Here is a 17,866-nt window from a genome sequence, read left to right as displayed (position 1 = left end):
TGTCGTATTAACAAATTTTATCTGAATGACTTACTAGATCCTTTGTTTCAGTTAAACAAGTCTCTATTTCTGCTGTCAGCCAAGTTTTAAATTTATCTTGTTTACTGTTGGGCTTGATTTCAGTTGGTGAAAGCAAATAGTAGCTAGAATTATCTTTAACAAAGCCATTTATTGTGGTTAGTTGCTGATTTTTAAGTTCATCCTGAACCATTAAAAAGGAGGCGATAGTTACGCCAAGCCCCGCTTGTGCTGCTTGTAATGCAAGGTAAAAATGTTCATATTGGCTTTTTTCAGTGCTGGTGAGTTGTACACCTGAATAGCGAGTCCAATCAAGCCAAGCTTGTGGTCGTGATAATGTTGATAGCTGCTTAATTGAGTGGTTTTTTATCGGCTGATGGGTAACGGCTGCAATCTGTTCATCACAAACCTTAACTGCATAAATATTCTTACTCCAATGGAAGTCATCGCGCCTAAATGCTAAATCAACACCCTCTTTATTAAAATCAATAGGCCCACCAGCGGCGACTAAATGTAATGTGATTTCAGAATATTGTGCATAAAAATTAGCAAGGCGAGGAATAAGCCATTTCATTGCTATTGTTGGCTCACAAGATACAACTAAAACATTGTCATTTAATGGTGAACGTAAATGCATAATTGTATCTTCAAGTTGCTCAAAAATAGCCGATGTAGTCTTATATAAATAACGTCCAGCATCATTAAGATAAACTGCACGATTACGGCGTTCAAATAATGGCACACCAAGTTCTTCTTCTAATAAACGTATTTGTCTACTTACTGCACTATGAGTAACGTGAAGTTGTTCTGCTGCACTTACAAAACTTCCCGTTTGTGCTGCACTATTAAAAAAACGTAGTGAGCTTAATGACGGCATTATCATAAATATAAACCTAAAATAGATGATAAAAACTAACAGATATCCTGCAAGATAAATCGCTTTTTATTTTTGGTCAAGTCAGCAAAATAGTAGTTGTTAACTGAGGTGAATAGATTTTTTATTAAAATAAAAATCTATTTTACGTCATTTTTTATTACCAATAATTGGCTAAGAAATAACAGTAAGGGAAACAATGAGCGAGCTAATAGCTGTTGCAATGATAACGATACTGGCAGTAATTAGTCCTGGTCCTGATTTTGCTATGGTGACAAAAAATAGTTATTCCTATGGTATAAAAACAGGTTTATTGACAGCGCTTGGTATTGCGTTGGGAGTACAAATTCATGTGTTTTACACCGTGTTGGGACTTTCATTGGTCATCGCAGATTCGCCAACTTTATTTTTAATTATTAAATTGGTGGGAGTAGGGTATTTAATTTATTTAGGTTTTAAATCGCTGACAAATAAAACGCAATTAACAATAGAAAACTCGGCAGGCATGGTGCCAACTTATTTTCAGGCACTAGGTGTTGGTTTCTTAACTAATGCATTGAATCCTAAAACAATGCTTTTTGTTATTGCGCTTTATACCCAAGTTGTCAATATTAGCAATCCACTTTGGCAAAATCTTACTTATGGTGTATTTATTTCATTTGCCCATTGGATATGGTTTAGCTGTGTAGCACTATTTTTTTCAACGCCGATTTTACGGGCTAAAATACTCTCACAACAAAAAATAGCAGATAGAGTTATTGGTATTTTATTAATTATTTTAGGTATCGGATTGTTATTTATTTCTGCGGATATAGGAAAATCAATACTCTGATTTTATAGTTATTTTTCTAATTAACTACTGGGTTAGCTTATTTGATAAGTTAACTCAGTAGATTAATACTAAATCAACAAATGATATTTTTATTGAAAAGGGTTAATTTACGTTTTTAGCCACTATTTTTTTATCATTAATTTATCTAAAGAAAATCCGAATAAAAACCTCAACCAAAAACCTCAACTAAATTCAACGTTAATAACGTTTTCCCTCTCTTTTATGTGATGTATATCAACTCTTGTGAATAGATTACTTCCATTAATTATTGTAAACAGACGACGAAAACGTTTGCATATTATTTTGAGGCAGATAGAATGCGGCAGATTTTTTGGCCTGGTGAAATTAAAAGGGGGTTAAAGTGTCTCAGGACAACAATTATAGTCAGGGCCCTGTGCCCATATCCGCACGAAAGGGTGGAATAGCGTTAACCTTTGTGATGTTGGGATTAACGTTTTTTTCAGCCAGTATGTGGACCGGAGGCGCTCTCGGTACGGGTCTTTCTTTTAATGATTTCTTCCTCGCAGTTCTTATTGGTAATCTTCTTCTTGGTATCTACACCGCATTTCTTGGTTTCATTGGTTCTAAAACAGGTCTTACTACTCATCTCCTCGCTCGTTACTCTTTCGGTATTAAAGGTTCTTGGCTTCCTTCTCTTTTACTCGGTGGTACTCAAGTTGGTTGGTTTGGTGTTGGCGTCGCAATGTTTGCCATTCCAGTTGGAAAAGCAACTGGCATTGATATCAATTTATTAATTGCTATCTCGGGTATCTTAATGACGGTTACCGTCTTCTTCGGAATTTCTGCACTAACTCTCCTTTCTATCGTCGCTGTTCCTGCTATTGCCATATTAGGTTGTTACTCAGTTTATTTAGCTGTACATGATATGGGCGGATTTTCTGCACTAATGGCAATAAAGCCTGTTGAAAAGCTCGATTTTAATTTAGCACTGGCAATGGTGGTGGGATCGTTTATTAGTGCCGGTACATTAACTGCGGACTTTGTTCGTTTTGGACGTAATCCTAAAATTGCTGTTATTGTGGCAATTATCGCTTTCTTTTTAGGGAATACCTTAATGTTTGTTTTTGGTGCAGCAGGTGCCGCATCATTAGGTATGGCAGATATTTCAGATGTAATGATTGCTCAAGGCTTATTATTACCAGCAATAGTGGTGTTAGGGTTAAATATTTGGACAACCAACGATAATGCACTTTATGCATCAGGATTAGGTTTTGCCAATATTACGGGTTTATCGAGTAAAAAACTCTCAGTAATAAATGGCATCATTGGTACATTGTGCGCATTATGGCTTTATAATAACTTTGTAGGTTGGTTAACCTTTTTATCTGCGGCAATTCCACCTGTTGGTGGGGTTATTATTGCAGATTATCTGATGAATAAAGATCGCTACAACACATTCTGTGTTGAGAAAATGCAATCGGTAAATTGGATTGCACTATTAGCTGTCGCTATTGGGATCGCCGCAGGGCATTGGTTACCAGGTATTGTGCCTGTTAATGCTGTATTAGGTGGCGCAATAAGCTATGCAGTATTAAATCCAATATTAAATCGTCGTACAGCGCAACAAGCGGAGATAAGTCATGCTGGATAAAAACATCGAACAAATTAATCATGCTCGTTTAGCTGGAAAAGAAGGCTTATGGCGCATCACGCTTAACAATAACAAAATTGAAACGATAGAACCTCAACCAAAAGGAGACTTTCATCCTAATGCATTAGATGCTGAAGGGGGGTTAGTACACGCACCTTTTGTAGAACCACATATCCACTTAGATACAACACAAACAGCGGGTCAGCCTAACTGGAATCAATCTGGCACCCTATTTGAAGGCATCGAACGTTGGGCTGAGCGTAAAGCATTATTAACACATGACGATGTAAAACAACGCGCATGGCAAACATTACAATGGCAAATTGCCAATGGTATTCAGCATGTCAGAACGCATGTTGATGTTTCTGACGCTTCATTAACGGCATTAAAAGCGATGCTAGAAGTTAAAGAAGAAATTAAACCTTGGATTGATTTGCAAATAGTCGCTTTCCCGCAAGAGGGTATTTTATCTTACCCAAATGGTGAGGCTTTATTAGAAGAAGCGCTAAAATTAGGTGCAGATGTGGTGGGGGCTATTCCTCATTTTGAATTTACGCGTGAGTATGGTGTTGAGTCATTACATAAGACATTTGCATTGGCACAAAAATATAATCGTTTAATCGATGTACACTGCGATGAAATTGATGATGAGCAATCGCGCTTTGTTGAAACTGTAGCGGCTTTAGCGCATAAAGAAAATATGGGCTCAAGAGTAACAGCAAGTCATACAACAGCAATGCACTCTTATAATGGGGCTTATACTTCACGATTATTCCGATTACTAAAAATGTCAGGTATTAATTTTGTTGCCAACCCATTAGTTAATATTCATCTGCAAGGTCGCTTTGATACTTATCCTAAACGTCGTGGTATTACTCGCGTAAAAGAGATGTTAGAGAGCAATATTAATGTCTGTTTTGGCCACGATGATGTATTTGATCCTTGGTATCCATTAGGTACTGCTAATATGCTGCAAGTACTGCATATGGGATTGCATGTTTGCCAACTAATGGGTTATGGCCAAATTGATAATGGTTTGAATTTAATTAGCCATAATAGTGCTAAGACATTGGCATTAACCGATTATGGTGTAGCAGTGGGAAATAGTGCAAACTTTATCATTTTACCCGCAGATAGTGGGTTCGATGCATTACGTCGTCAAGTACCTGTGCGTTATTCCATTCGTCAAGGTCGAGTCATTGCTCAAACACAACCAGCAAAAACAGAAATTATGTTAGATAAACCAACAATTATTTCTTATAAATAATTTTTAATACAGTTTGATAATAACGGACAGATTAATAAACAATCTGTCCGTTATTTTAGCGAATAAATAACTAAGTCGTATATTGCTTTAAATCTACTGAATATCTTACCTACGAAATAAAATTTAAATGACTTTGCTGTGTACAAAAATAAGTCATTGCGATTTAACAGTATTCAATTAAAATAACACCTGTTAGATACTCTCCGTATTACTGCGGCTGCTATCCGTTTAATCAGAGAGGTTTTTATGTCTATACAACGTTCACGAGCTTGGCGCCAATGCGTCAACCGTAAAAATAAACATCAAGAAATGGGTAGTGCGCAGTTTGCTTTTAAGCCAGAAAAAAAATGGCGCAATTTGTATACTCGATCACTAAAAATGACAAGAGCTGAGCAGCTGGGAATTGAATATCCAAGAATTTCTCGCAGCCAGCGCCGTTTAAATGCGTTATTAGATATTAGTGAGTCATAATGAATATCTTATTTATTTGCAGTAAAAATCAATGGCGAAGCCCTACAGCAGAGTTATTGTTTGCAAATAGAAATGGCATTGAGACTTTGTCGGCAGGAACACGACGAGATGCAAAATGTGTGGTAGATAATGAATTACTTAAATGGGCTGATTTAGTCTTAGTGATGGAATCAAAACATTTAAATCGATTATCTGCTCAATTTCCTGGGGCAATGCGATATAAAAAAGCGCATGTGTTGGATATTCCTGATAACTATCAGTTTAACGATCCTGCACTTATCACACTGCTAGAACATAAAGTTCAACCTTATTTACCAATGAAAGCAAGACTTACTGTTGATTAAATAAGCCATTTTATTGATAAAAAAACGCTCAGCTTAATTAAGTCTGGGCGTTTTTTTTATTTAATCGAGTCATGCTATATACAAAAAGTAATATAAAAAGTGAAAGTAAATTATTTACTGTTTTTCCGAATAAGTGCCGCTAGTTCAGCAAGCTCTTTATCATCTGCCCGCTCAAAATCATGAGATGAAAGATAACCGGGATATTTATCGAAGAAAATTTTCTGTTTATTTTCGATAGGGGCCCATTTTGTCATATCGCCAGTTCCATGCATTGGACTAAGTTTGCTATGAACATGGTCTACACCAAAACCTTCAAAAAACATACCTGAGCGAGAAACATCAGGGAAGGTTTTATCTAAAATTTTTGCTACTTTTTTGGTGGCTATAACTAATAAGGCGAGAGCTTCATCACTTAAGTCGAAAGCATAGCTAGGGTAATGTTTTTTAGGAATAACAACAGTAAAGCCTTTGGTATTAGGGAAAATAGACAAAAATGCAAGATGGTGATCATCTTCCCAAATTTTATGACAAGGTGCTTTACCCGCAACAATCTGACAGAAAATACAGTTATCCATATTCGCCTCATAGCAAAAAGTGAGGCTCTATATCATCAAAAATTACTGAAAAAAGAAAGTGTAATTATAGCTAGCTAAAGCGAATAGAAGAGGAGGGAGCAAAAAAGACTATGGCAATAATATCAATAGACCTTATCAACAGAAAACCGGCACTGTTATAAGGTCTATTACTTGTACTGTCAGATAAAATGCAAATATTGCTTTTTGTCTAAGGTAAATTATTAAAGTAAGTTTCTTTCTGCTAGATCAAGTGCAAAATAAGAAAGAATTAAATCGGCACCTGCTCGTTTAATTGAGCCTAAGGTTTCCATTACGACGCGATCTTCATCAATAGCGCCTGCTAATGCAGCAAATTTAATTTGTGCATATTCGCCACTAATTTGGTAAGCCGCTAAAGGCAACAATGTGCGTTCGCGTACATCGCGAATGATATCTAAATAAGCACCTGCTGGTTTTACCATTAACATATCAGCGCCTTCTTGCTCATCAATTAGTGATTCGCGGATTGCTTCACGGCGGTTCATTGGGTTCATTTGATAGGTTTTACGGTCGCCAATTAAACGAGAACCCGCTGCATCACGAAATGGGCCATAAAGTGCAGAAGCAAATTTAGTGGAATAAGAAACAATGCCAGTATCAACAAAACCCGCTTTATCTAGTGCCGCACGAATAGCCGCAACTTGTCCATCCATTGCAGCGGATGGTGCAATAAAATCAGCGCCAGCTTGGGCAGCAGCAACAGCTTGAAGACCTAAATTATAAATAGTTTCGTCGTTATCAACATGTTCACCATGCAGCACGCCGCAATGACCATGAGAAGTGTATTCGCAAAAACAGGTATCCGACATAACAATCATTTCAGGTACGGCATCTTTACAAATACGCGACATACGAGAGACTAGGCCATCGCTTTTCCAAGCATCGCTACCTGTTTCATCGAGGTGGTGTGAGACACCAAATGTCATAACAGTTTTAATACCCGCTTTTGCAATACGCTCAATTTCATAAGCAAGACGTTTTTCAGGAATACGAACGACACCCGGCATACTTTTAATTGGCTGATAATCATCCAACCCTTCTTCAACAAAAATAGGGAGTGCTAGATCATTTTTGCTTAGGGTTGTTTCTTGAAAGAGTGCGCGCAGGTTTTCTGACTGGCGTAGTCTTCTTAAACGCTGGATGGATTGTTCGTTGCTCACAATATCTCCTTTTTATGGCCAGTTCTAATAAATATTTACGATAGTATTATAGACCTTTAAACAAGGAGATAGATACTCTGATTCTTGATAAAACAGGAATAAACAGAAGAATGACAGTAAGAAAAACGATGTAAAACTTAATTTAAGAAAGAAAAATAAAATGATGTTTCAGTTGTTTATTATTAAATTGTAATAATAAAAAAAACAAAAAAGAGCAGGTTAATTTCCGCTCTTTGGTTTCAATAACAAACTAAAATAAAGCCTTTTTAGGCTATTATTTTTTCTGTTCGTTTAATACTTCAACCATTTGAATTTTACATGCAGCAACGATTTGCGTTAAACCTGCTTGGAATTCTGCACGAGAACCAATTTCAGCTTTTGCATCACGCAGAGATTTAACAACTTCTACGGTGCCTTGGGAGAAATCAGCTTCAGTTGCTTCTAATTTAGCTAAATCAAATTTCTTTGCTTTTAAAGCAGCTAATGCATCTTTTGCGATTGTCTCTGGTGAATCATTGGTGTCGTAAGCTCGGACTGAAATATCTTTAAATGTATCGCAATAGTCATCTGCCATTTTTGTTGGATTAGCAAATGCGACAGCAGGTAATAGGAGCAGAGAGAAAAGAAGTGGTTTCATTATAAAGCCTCATGGTTTATTTTTTAGTGCATACCATTTCAGTGTAACATACAAACCCTTATCACGTTAAATCAGAATAGGTGTAAAAATAAGCTAAAATAATGCACTTAATGCTTATCTAGCATTTATTGTTAGTATTTATTTTAAAGCAGTGAGTGATTTTATTGATTTTTTATTAAGGGAATTAATAGCGTTAAGCTAAGTGATATTAATTATATTGTTATTTATAGAACTTAATTAAGCTAATGTTTAATCAGATTTATACCAATAGACAGGATTATTTGCTGTTAAAACGTACAATAAAAAGAAAAGATGAAAATTATTAATGGTAATATAACTAACACATTAATAAATAAGATAAAAAAATCCCCTCTATAAAAATAGAGGGGTAGCTAAATGAATAAAGAATGGTTTATTTCGAGACTGAGTATATAGAAGTTTAGAACATATCTTTTGTTTATTTGTGCAGCACAAAAAGTCCAGAAAATAGAATAAAACTATGAGCAAACACTCAATTAGAAATAGAATAAAACTATTGACGATATGCAGTCTTAATTTGAGCTATTGTATTTCGGAATGTCTCTGCTTGTTTCTCATCATCAACTTTCTCAATAGCACGTTGAATATTTAAAATAACGCGGCCCGCATCTGCCTGGCCTAGCGCTTTTAACATATAAGTGACTAACGTTTTTAAACAAGCGACTTCTTGAGCTAAGGTTTCGACATCAGCTTCAGTTTTAAACTTCTCGTTCATGGGGCAATTTCCTTTGTATGGTGTTTATAATTTAAGCTTCAATTACTAATAGGATAGCATTGTCTGAGGTTGGTATGAATAGCTGTAACAAAAGAGCTATTCACAGTGGTTAGTTATCTTAATAAAAGGTTCATAAAGTGATAATACTTAATACGTTAAAAATAAAGCTCAAATAATCTCTCAGTTTATTTTTGGAAGTAACGCTATACTTTTATCGGTGATGTAATTCTGTGGATTTAATTTTTTAACTATCAGATTAATAGCAATAAATTGTGTAATAAAGGAACGATAAATGAAACAAGAGCAATTACTAAACGCGATATCTCATTATCCAGCACTTTATCAACGCAAATCAGGAGATACTCATAAAGGTTCATTTGGCACATTAGCGGTTATTGGTAGCACAGAAGGAATGAGTGGTGCCATTGTATTAGCAGGTAAAAGTGCGTTAAAAGCGGGATGCGGTAAAGTTTTTCTTGGTTTTGCTCAACAAAAGTTACCTGTTCCATATATCGATAGTGCACCTGAAATTATGCTACAAACAGCGACAACATTATTAAAACAAAAAAATGTCTCGGCATGGGCTATTGGCTGTGGATTAGGATTATCGGTAGATTCAGAGCAACTTTTATCATCAGTACTTACCCAACGAAATAAAAATACACCTTATGTGTTTGATGCTGATGCCTTGGTATTAATGGCAAAAATAAAACCAATACAGCAGTTGGACTCTTATTGTGTATTAACCCCACATCCTAAAGAAGCTGCTATTTTACTTAATTGTACTATTGCAGATATACAAAATAATCGAGAACAGGCAACTATTGAAATTGTTCGTCAATATAGATGTTGGAGCATATTAAAAGGACAAGGAACAATTATTGCTTCGCCCGATGGAAAAACGATAAAAAATAGTACAGGAAATAGTGGATTATCAACAGCAGGGAGTGGAGATGTATTAACCGGAGTAATGGGGAGCTTTTTAGCACAAGGTATGTCGATGTTTGATGCCGTTTGTAGCGCGGTATGGATCCATGGTATGGCTGCTGATATTTTAGTCGAAAATGGTACAGGACCTATAGGATTAACCGCTTCAGAATTAATAGATGCTATTCGCACTATTCGTAATCAAATGTGGCGAATAAAAAAACAGCATAGAGATGCTTTATTTTAAATGCAGATTTTTAATCGGAATTTTTACTAGTCTAATGAGCGTTAATATTAAAAAGTTTTTTTATTATCAGCGTTAAGGTATTAATAATTAAAGTTGGTTTATAATTGACATTAGATTGCTTTTAGTTAATTCACTCACAGTAATCTTGGGGTTATTGCGGTAGTATTAGGGCAAATGGAGAGTTGAGAGGAGTTATTATGTATAAAACAATTTTAGTACCTATCGATATTGTAGAAGAAGAGCTAACCAGCAAGGCTGTTCGACATGCACTGTATTTAGCGAAAGAAACCGGAGCTAATTTACATTTAATTCATGTTCTTCCTATCTCTTCGGCAATCATTAATGCTTATTCTCTGGGATATCCAGAAATTAAAGATAAAGCGACAGTAAAAGCTGAAAATGATATGCAAATGTTAGTGGACTCCATTGATTTACCTGCCGAAAAAGTCGCTTATACGGTAACTTTTGGCTCACCACGCGATGAAATATTAGTTACAGCAAAAGATATTAATGCAGACTTAATCGTGATCGGTTCACGCAGACCAAATATCAGTACTCATTTATTAGGTTCAACGGCAGCTGGTGTTGTTCGTTATGCTGATATTTCGGTATTAGTTGTTCGTTAATATATTCATTAATATGCTATGAGGTTTTCTCATGGCATATTTTTTGCCATTCTTACACAGTGTTATCTTATTTATAAAATATGCTGTTTATCAAGTAAACCGTCTATAGAGTGAATAAGAATGGAAAAATTCACAGAAGAACTTTTAAGGCTTGATCATTTTATTCTACGCATCTTACGCTATTATTTAATAGGGCTTATCTTCTTTTTTTTAGGATTATTACCAGGTGTGTTGGGGTTTTATTTAATTGAAGGTCATTCAATTATGGAATCTTCATTAAATGCAATATCCATGCTTAGTGGACAACCGGTAGAGCCTGCACCAGTCACACCGACTGGGCGTTTTTTCATTGCAATTTATGGCTTATTTCTTCAATGTGTATTTATTTTATCCATTGGGCTTGTCGTGACTCCGTTTATACACCGGCAACTCCATAAATGGCACCTTGAAGAAGATTAAACGAGAATGTTGTTATTTTAGGCTACAATAATAAACAGATTATAATCTAATAACGAGGAGTCACTATGTATAAAACTATACTAGTACCTGTTGATATCGCAGAAGATGAATTGACAACCAAAGCATTGCAACATGCGGTATATATTGCAAAACTTGAAGGTGCAAAATTACATTTATTCCACGCTATTCCTGATATTTCCCGTTTCTCTATTAGTTATAGCTACCATTACGATATGTTAAGTTCATTTGCTAACAAAGCAATTGAACGAGTTCAAGAGCAATTAAAAGAACTGGTTGATTCTGTTGATTTACCAACAGAGCAAATTGAATATTCTGCTGCTTTTGGCTCTGCAAGAGATAAAGTACTAGAACTCGCTGAAAAAATTAACGCAGATTTAATTATTGTGGGTTCTCGTCGTCCAAGTATTTCAACACATCTATTAGGATCTAACGCATCAGGTATTGTTGCTTATGCGAAACAATCTGTCTTAGTAGTACGCTAGTCTTTTATAAAGCCCCTAATGCTGTAGTAAGGGGCTTTTTTTGTGCTATTTTCTTGCTACTTCTACTAGTCATCCGTAAATTATTTTTTAATACGATAGTTATTTAATAATGATAATTATTACTGGCGAGAGAATGTGCTTAGCTTAACGTGTTTGATCTCTATTTATAGATTAGAGATAAGATAATATTATGAATAATAAACATTTTTAATTTATGAATATTACACAGTTTCCTATTGTGACAATGCAAGTTTTTTCTCAAACATTAGCGCATGCTAATAGCCGGTCTTCTGAGATGGATTTAGTATTAATAGGAAAAACGAAAAAGAAGATATGGAGGGAATGAAAGCAGTAGAGCGTTGGTTAAAAAGGTAAATTTTTATTGAGTGAATATTGTGCTGGTATGATTATGACTGTAAACCCACAAACTGATGACAAAGTACAATTAACGCAATTATCTTCAGTCATTTTTGCAGTATATGGCACAACTGTTTTTGTCGCAGAAACACGAAATGATGCTTATGTAAAAGTAGGGGGGTTGTAAGATAATAAATCTTAATAATGCATTATATGAGGCACTTAATTTAAGATGCCTTTATTGTAGATATATTATTAACTCTCTATGCTTGCTAAAAAAGGCATTTATCTTTATCAATTTAATGTCTAATAAAAACTTGATCTACTTACAGCCTTAAATCTTTTAATTGTTCATAATAGTCCACGAAGTTTATAAAGCAGAGAGTGAGCTATACTGATAAACTTTACATAAGTATTGCTCATTTTTTATTAATACTAAGGCGTAGCATGGACAATGAAATAATGGCAGAACACTATGCCATTTCAGAAGATAAGCAGCGTGAAATTACTAAATTATGTATCCAAACAGCCTTGTTGTTATTACAACATGGGGCTGAGAGTATGTTGGTTGAACAATTATCAACCCGCTTAGGGCTTGCGTTAGGTGTCCATCAAGTAGAGAGCGCAATCTCAGCCAATGCGGTGGTGTTAACCACCATTGTGAATGGACATTGTCAAACCTCGACACGAAAAATAGTAGATCGCGGCATTAATATGCACGTAGTTACTGAGGTTCAGCATATTGTTATTCTTGTTGAACACCATCTCGCTGATATTGTTGAAGCCAGAAAACGTTTTGAACATATAAAACCGCTAAGATATCCCCGTTGGGTAATTATATTTATGGTGGCGCTCTCTTGTGGGTGTTTCTCTAAATTAAATGGCGGTAATTGGGATGGATTTTTAGTTTCTGCAATGGGTGGTGGTTTCGGAATGTTTGTTAGACAAATATTAACGCATCGCCAAATGAACCCGTTAATTAATTTCTGTATTACTGCATTTGTTGCGACTTCTGTTTCTGGTTTTCTATTAAAATTGCCATATTTTCAAACAACGGCGACTATTTCCATGGCCGCTAGTGTCTTATTATTAGTTCCCGGATTTCCTTTAATAAATGCTGTTGCTGATATGTTTAAAGGTCATGTAAATACGGGATTAGCACGTTGGGCAATGGCGACAATGTTAACCTTGGCTACTTGTCTAGGTGTAATTTTAGCTATGGCAGTATGGGAGTTAAGAGATTGGGCATAATAAATATTATCCTCACACTTATTGAAGATATGATTTTAGCCGCCATCCCAGCTGTTGGTTTTGCGATGGTGTTTAATGTGCCATTACGAGCACTAAAATACTGCGCTGCATTAGGTGCAATAGGGCACGGTTCGCGCACATTATTAATAATGAGTGGTATGAATATTGAGTGGGCGAGTTTTTGTGCTGCAATTTTAGTTGGGTTTATTGGTATTCAATGGTCACGTTGGTGGTTAGCACATCCTAAAGTCTTTACTGTGGCCGCGGTTATTCCAATGTTCCCCGGAATAAATGCATATATCGCGATGATCTCAGTGGTTAAATTAACGCAAGTGGGATATAGCGCGGAAATTTTTGAAGCTTTAGTTACTAATTTCCTTAAAGCTTCATTTATTGTCGGTGCGCTTTCTATCGGGCTATCCTTGCCGGGATTATGGTTATATCGTAAGCGTCCGAGTGTGTAATTAGACAGCGTGTTGTAGTGAATTTAGAGTAATATCCAGTTCATTTTTATCAGAGATAATGATTTGGATCCGCAGTTTATTTTCAGACTCTAAACTAGCATGCGCTTTAACATCTTCGTTATTCGCATGCTTTTTTGTAATTTCAACTAACTCATCCATTAAATTCAGCATATTCTCATTCATTTTTTGAATCTCTCTAAATTAGCAATGGCTAAACCATAGCAAATCCCTTTTTGGTTAATGACATGAATAACGCCTTTTTCTATCATCTTTCACGCTTATTGTTTTATTTTTGATTAATTAATTGTAATAAAAATAAAAAGAAAGGTAGTCCAAAAGTAATCAAAAAAGGTTAATATAAAGAAAAATAAAGATAGGATTATTAGTTAGTTAATAACCATTAACTTTATTTGTATTAATTAAATAGAGAGTAAGGCAGATATCACTTTGAGAAAAATAATACACCAGTTCACAATATTGTTAGGTTTGTTTTTTATTGTTCTGAGCGTGCAAGCGCAAGCACCAGAAAATTTTTCTAAAGCAAAAGAGATAGCAAAAAAAGAGATTTATCATGATCGAAATCAACAAAAAGAAGGCACAATTTATTGTGGCTGTGATTGGGAATGGACGGGTAAGTCAGGTGGACAAGTTAATTTAGCCAGTTGTGGTTATAAAGTAAGAACACAGCAAACTAGAGCAATGCGTATTGAATGGGAACATATTGTTCCTGCTTGGGTTTTTGGGCATCAGCGCCAATGTTGGCAAAATGGTGGGCGTACTAACTGTGTAAAAACAGATCCTGTATTTAGAGTGATTGAAGCTAACTTACATAATTTAGCGCCGTCTATTGGCGAAGTTAATGGGGATCGTAGCAACTTTAGTTTTGGTCAATTATCTGGGCAGGCTCCTTATCAATATGGGCAATGTCGTAGTCGGGTTGATTTTGCTTCTCGTACTTTTGAACCACGAAATGAAGTGAAAGGGCAAGTCGCAAGAGTTTATTTCTATTTGCACGACCGCTACAACCTTTCTATGTCTCGTCAGCAGCAACAACTTTTTATGGCATGGGATCGTTCTTATCCGCCTTTAGCATGGGAAATTGAACGAGATAATCGAATTGCCAGAATTATGGGGCACCATAATCCTTTTGTTACAGGGCAAGTCAAATGGCAATTAGGTCATAAAAATAGTGGAGCAGGATTAACTGCAAATAGTTCGGCATCGACAAACCGAGCTGCAACAAATACATCTCAACCCGTTTCTAGTAGTACTGCTAATAAAGGGCAGGCTCAAAATGGTGAAATTAAAGGTAATATAAATAGCAAAATTTATCATTTTTCCCACTGTTCGGGGTATAAAAATATGTCTGATAAAAATGCTGTTTATTTTGCAACTGAAAGCGAAGCAACTAAAGCTGGTTATCGATTAGCGAATAATTGTAAACAGCCTTAACAGTTAATTAATTAATTAGATCCAACGACGAACGTGGCGACAATATTGTTGCCACGTTTGTGGAAACAATTCACTTAATAGTTTTTCTTCTTTCACTATTGTGTAGCGATCAGTAATAAAAAAGAACGCTATTGCAGCACCTAAAAATCCCCAATTACCAAAAATAAAAAATAACCCAATACTGATATCAAGAAAACCCAGATACATAGGATTTCGGCTAATTTTATAAGGGCCACTTGTTACCAATTGTTGTGGCGTGTGATTAGGATTCGGTGAGGTTTTTTGTTTGATAAAAAATGAAAGGCAATAAAAAAGCCAAATACCAGAAGTTATTACGGTTAATAAACCTAAATAAAAAAAGGATCCCGTTTTAATGGTGGCAGAATGAAGTTCAAAACCAACAAATGGAATAGCGTTAAGCAATAGCCAATAAATAAAAGGTAAACGTAAAAATTTCATTATTCCTCCTTAAATAACAAAATATGTTATTTAAATGTTAACCATCTCTCGTTATTACCCACTATCTTATTGAAAAAAAATTTTCATTGTCATTATACTGTCATATAGCTTCGTTAAATTTCACTTTAACTCCATGATGGGGAATATGAATGACAGAAGCAATGAAAATAACGTACCTTGCGTATGAAACCGGTAACAATCGATTATTAGTTGCTAATAATCTGAATTGCGACCGGTTTTTTATTTTCAATAACTTGTTTTTTTATAACTAGAGTCTAAAAGGGGACTCACCTTGTAATCACATGGAATGCAGATTGATGTCTATAACTTTTTGAAGACTAACAAGGGTAAATACCACTATGAGTAGACAAAAAGCAGCAACACGTTTACGTCGAGAAAATAAACGTACATCACGCAAAGAACAGCGTAATGGTTCTTATCAAGATAACGTTACTGTGTTACCCGGATTTCAAGCTATTGATACTATTGGTATGGCGAGGGAAAAACGTGATGAAAGGGTGCTTTCACCACGAACAGAAGCGCAACGCGAATATATGAATGCCATACGACATCAACATCTTGTATTTGCAACAGGAGAAGCAGGATGTGGAAAAACTTTTCTTAGTGCAGCAATGGCAGCTGATGCGCTTATTAATAAAGAAATAGAGCGTATTATTGTCACTCGACCTGTATTACAAGCTGATGAAGATTTGGGATTTTTACCCGGCGATATTGCCGAAAAATTTGCACCTTATTTTCGACCTGTCTACGATGTGTTAGTTAAGCGTTTAGGCGCATCATTTTTACAATACTGTTTACGTCCTGAAATTGGCAAAGTAGAAATTGCACCATTTGCTTATATGCGTGGACGTACTTTTGAAAATGCATTTGTTATTTTAGATGAAGCGCAAAATGTGACTATTAATCAAATGAAGTTGTTTCTTACGCGAATGGGGGAAAATGTCACAGTCGTAGTTAATGGCGATATTACACAGTGCGATTTATCGACAAATGTTGCTTCTGGTTTAGCTGATGCACTAACGCGTTTTGAGGCAAATAATCGAGTTGGTGTAATCCGATTTACAGAAGAAGACTGTGTCCGTTCAACCTTATGTCAGCATGTATTAGCGGCTTACCACAATTAATTTTTTAATAAAAAAGATAAATTAGGTTCATCTGCACTAAATAAAAAGGCTGTATATTGTCGAGGGAAACAATATACAGCCTGTACAACCAACTCAATATGCCTAATTAGCTTACATCTTCGTTATCCATAACATGATGGCGCTCAGCATGATAACCTTCTTCGTTATAACCAAAACGCCAGTAAGGGATAGCGTAAATTTGGCTACGATCATAGCCTTTATCGCGGCGAATATGACGTCTTAAAGCACGAATAATCTTGTCTTCACCAGCAATCCAAAATGCCACATCTTCTTGTGGTAACTGCCATGAAATAAATTCGTCGATTAAATTTTGCGTCTGTTCTTCAACAGAACCAATTAACCAAATTATTTCTAAATTTTTAGGTGCTTGAATTATTTGGCGATCAGATTCATTATCTACCCGAATAATGACTTTACCTTGTATATCAGGTGCCATTGTTTCAATTAATGCTATTAATGCCGGTAATGAGCTAGGGTCGGCCGCCATATAGTAATGAGATGCAGGTGCTAATAAAGGGTCTGGCCCACCTGGGTTGGTAATACCAATATAGTCACCTACTTTTGCATTCATCGCAAAATTAATGGCGGGACCTGCATCGTCATGTACTGCAAATTCGATATCAATCTCTTTTTGTTCAGGACGAATTGCACGAACACTATAAGTACGCACAATGGCTCTTGGTTCATTCTCTGGCCAAGCCGGCCCTTTTTCTGAGAATGTAGGCATTGTTGGTTTGATTTGACCATCTACAGGTAAGAATATTTTTAAATGTGCACCACCCGTGTTATCAGGATAGGTATCTAGATCATCACTAGTAAAAGTTATCGAGCGCATACCCGGAGTAATATCAGTAATACATTTTACTTGAACTAAGCGCGGTGGGGCTGGACGATAAATATTTTTCTCTTGAGTTGTTTCTTTATTACTCACTTTCTTTTACCTGACTCATTTAGTTGAATTATTTATCGTAGATATTATCATTTTTAATTAATAATGATAGTCATTATCAATAGTAACTGTGATTTTGATCGTAAAAAAACAGGCAAGGCAACACAAAAAATCAAAGAATAGAATACACTATAACATGCTGATTTTATTTTGATTTAGCCATCTATTTAGGTGAGAGATAATGAATGATTATTATCAGATACTTTCAATTTATAACGATTAAAGTATTTTAAATATGTTTTATTTATCTGTTTTTTTTATAAATATAATTTTAAATTATTTATAATTATTTTGTTTTAATGGTTTTTTAAAATAAAAATTAATTATTAAGAGGTTAATAATTATAATTACATAAGAATATAATAAAGATTAAAAGTATATTTTAATCTTATCGTAAATTAAAAAATTAAAACATTAATATAT

The 17,866-nt window shown here is 35.3% G+C and carries 22 protein-coding genes; 14 read left to right on the top strand and 8 right to left on the bottom strand.

Going from position 1 to position 17,866, the window contains the following annotated elements; translation table 11 throughout:
• Positions 1-7: 7 nt before the first annotated feature.
• Complete coding sequence (locus M997_RS10755) at positions 8-901, bottom strand: LysR family transcriptional regulator (RefSeq protein ID WP_064720112.1); 894 nt, start codon at positions 899-901, stop codon at positions 8-10.
• Positions 902-1,091: 190 nt separating this feature from the next.
• On the opposite strand from M997_RS10755, the gene M997_RS10750 reads away from it, so the two are divergent.
• The 5 genes from M997_RS10750 (at position 1,092) to M997_RS10730 (ending at position 5,418) form a co-directional block, all read left to right on the top strand.
• Complete coding sequence (locus tag M997_RS10750; protein WP_064720111.1) at positions 1,092-1,724, top strand: LysE family translocator; 633 nt, start codon at positions 1,092-1,094, stop codon at positions 1,722-1,724.
• A 361-nt stretch (positions 1,725-2,085) separates the two neighbouring features.
• Complete coding sequence (gene codB, locus M997_RS10745; RefSeq protein ID WP_064720110.1) at positions 2,086-3,336, top strand: cytosine permease; 1,251 nt, start codon at positions 2,086-2,088, stop codon at positions 3,334-3,336.
• Positions 3,326-4,603 carry a cytosine deaminase gene (locus tag M997_RS10740; RefSeq protein ID WP_064720109.1) on the top strand — a complete coding sequence of 426 codons (1,278 nt, stop codon included), beginning with the start codon at positions 3,326-3,328 and terminating at the stop codon, positions 4,601-4,603. Before codB ends, M997_RS10740 begins: the two co-directional genes overlap by 11 nt.
• A gap of 246 nt (positions 4,604-4,849) precedes the next feature.
• Complete coding sequence (locus M997_RS10735; RefSeq protein ID WP_082918426.1) at positions 4,850-5,074, top strand: hypothetical protein; 225 nt, start codon at positions 4,850-4,852, stop codon at positions 5,072-5,074.
• Entirely contained in the window at positions 5,074-5,418 is a 345-nt protein-coding gene (locus M997_RS10730) for a low molecular weight protein tyrosine phosphatase family protein (RefSeq protein WP_064720107.1), read from the top strand. The genes M997_RS10735 and M997_RS10730 overlap by 1 nt, the downstream gene beginning before the upstream one ends.
• 110 nt (positions 5,419-5,528) lie before the next feature.
• On the opposite strand, the gene M997_RS10725 is transcribed toward M997_RS10730, so the two are convergent.
• The 4 genes from M997_RS10725 to M997_RS10710 form a co-directional block, all read right to left on the bottom strand.
• Positions 5,529-5,993 carry an HIT family protein gene (locus M997_RS10725; RefSeq protein ID WP_064720106.1) on the bottom strand — a complete coding sequence of 155 codons (465 nt, stop codon included), beginning with the start codon at positions 5,991-5,993 and terminating at the stop codon, positions 5,529-5,531.
• 221 nt (positions 5,994-6,214) lie between these two features.
• A complete protein-coding gene (hemB, locus tag M997_RS10720; protein WP_064720105.1) occupies positions 6,215-7,192 on the bottom strand; it encodes a porphobilinogen synthase in 978 nt (325 codons plus the stop codon).
• Positions 7,193-7,466: 274 nt separating this feature from the next.
• Positions 7,467-7,829 (bottom strand): hypothetical protein, encoded by a 363-nt coding sequence (locus tag M997_RS10715; protein ID WP_064720104.1) that lies wholly within the window; start codon positions 7,827-7,829, stop codon positions 7,467-7,469.
• 532 nt (positions 7,830-8,361) lie between these two features.
• Positions 8,362-8,583: a DUF2594 family protein gene (locus M997_RS10710; RefSeq protein WP_064720103.1), complete on the bottom strand. Its 222-nt coding sequence runs from the start codon at positions 8,581-8,583 to the stop codon at positions 8,362-8,364.
• 292 nt (positions 8,584-8,875) lie between these two features.
• Between M997_RS10710 and M997_RS10705 the strand changes: the two genes are divergently transcribed.
• The 7 genes from M997_RS10705 to M997_RS10675 all read left to right on the top strand — a co-directional run bounded on the left by M997_RS10705 (position 8,876) and on the right by M997_RS10675 (position 13,417).
• On the top strand, positions 8,876-9,757 hold the full coding sequence (locus M997_RS10705; protein WP_064720102.1) for an NAD(P)H-hydrate dehydratase: 882 nt from the start codon (positions 8,876-8,878) through the stop codon (positions 9,755-9,757).
• Positions 9,758-9,954: 197 nt separating this feature from the next.
• On the top strand, positions 9,955-10,383 hold the full coding sequence (locus M997_RS10700) for a universal stress protein (RefSeq protein ID WP_064720101.1): 429 nt from the start codon (positions 9,955-9,957) through the stop codon (positions 10,381-10,383).
• A 120-nt stretch (positions 10,384-10,503) separates the two neighbouring features.
• Complete coding sequence (locus M997_RS10695; protein WP_064720100.1) at positions 10,504-10,842, top strand: hypothetical protein; 339 nt, start codon at positions 10,504-10,506, stop codon at positions 10,840-10,842.
• Positions 10,843-10,907: 65 nt separating this feature from the next.
• Positions 10,908-11,345, top strand: a complete 438-nt coding sequence (locus M997_RS10690; RefSeq protein WP_064720099.1) for a universal stress protein — start codon at positions 10,908-10,910, stop codon at positions 11,343-11,345.
• Positions 11,346-11,754: 409 nt separating this feature from the next.
• Entirely contained in the window at positions 11,755-11,889 is a 135-nt protein-coding gene (locus tag M997_RS17855) for a hypothetical protein (protein WP_275658104.1), read from the top strand.
• 260 nt (positions 11,890-12,149) lie between these two features.
• The gene (locus tag M997_RS10680; protein WP_064720098.1) at positions 12,150-12,953 is read left to right on the top strand and encodes a threonine/serine exporter family protein; all 804 of its coding nucleotides are present in this window, start codon (positions 12,150-12,152) and stop codon (positions 12,951-12,953) included.
• Positions 12,944-13,417: a threonine/serine exporter gene (locus M997_RS10675; RefSeq protein ID WP_064720097.1), complete on the top strand. Its 474-nt coding sequence runs from the start codon at positions 12,944-12,946 to the stop codon at positions 13,415-13,417. Before M997_RS10680 ends, M997_RS10675 begins: the two co-directional genes overlap by 10 nt.
• On the opposite strand, the gene M997_RS10670 is transcribed toward M997_RS10675, so the two are convergent.
• The gene (locus M997_RS10670; RefSeq protein ID WP_064720096.1) at positions 13,418-13,600 is read right to left on the bottom strand and encodes a hypothetical protein; all 183 of its coding nucleotides are present in this window, start codon (positions 13,598-13,600) and stop codon (positions 13,418-13,420) included.
• 276 nt (positions 13,601-13,876) lie between these two features.
• Between M997_RS10670 and M997_RS10665 the strand changes: the two genes are divergently transcribed.
• Complete coding sequence (locus M997_RS10665) at positions 13,877-14,869, top strand: endonuclease (RefSeq protein WP_420874838.1); 993 nt, start codon at positions 13,877-13,879, stop codon at positions 14,867-14,869.
• Positions 14,870-14,884: 15 nt separating this feature from the next.
• Here the strand turns inward: M997_RS10665 and M997_RS10660 are convergent, their stop codons facing one another.
• Entirely contained in the window at positions 14,885-15,328 is a 444-nt protein-coding gene (locus M997_RS10660) for a methyltransferase family protein (protein WP_064720094.1), read from the bottom strand.
• A 359-nt stretch (positions 15,329-15,687) separates the two neighbouring features.
• On the opposite strand from M997_RS10660, the gene phoH reads away from it, so the two are divergent.
• On the top strand, positions 15,688-16,473 hold the full coding sequence (gene phoH, locus M997_RS10655; protein ID WP_064720093.1) for a phosphate starvation-inducible protein PhoH: 786 nt from the start codon (positions 15,688-15,690) through the stop codon (positions 16,471-16,473).
• A 106-nt stretch (positions 16,474-16,579) separates the two neighbouring features.
• On the opposite strand, the gene M997_RS10650 is transcribed toward phoH, so the two are convergent.
• Positions 16,580-17,425 (bottom strand): siderophore-interacting protein, encoded by an 846-nt coding sequence (locus M997_RS10650; protein WP_064720092.1) that lies wholly within the window; start codon positions 17,423-17,425, stop codon positions 16,580-16,582.
• Positions 17,426-17,866 lie beyond the last annotated feature (441 nt).

The sequence above is a fragment of the Proteus hauseri ATCC 700826 genome, assembly GCF_001654965.1.
In the GTDB taxonomy this organism is placed as follows: Bacteria; Pseudomonadota; Gammaproteobacteria; order Enterobacterales; family Enterobacteriaceae; genus Proteus; species Proteus hauseri.
This window is presented reverse-complemented; position numbering and strand designations above follow the sequence as displayed.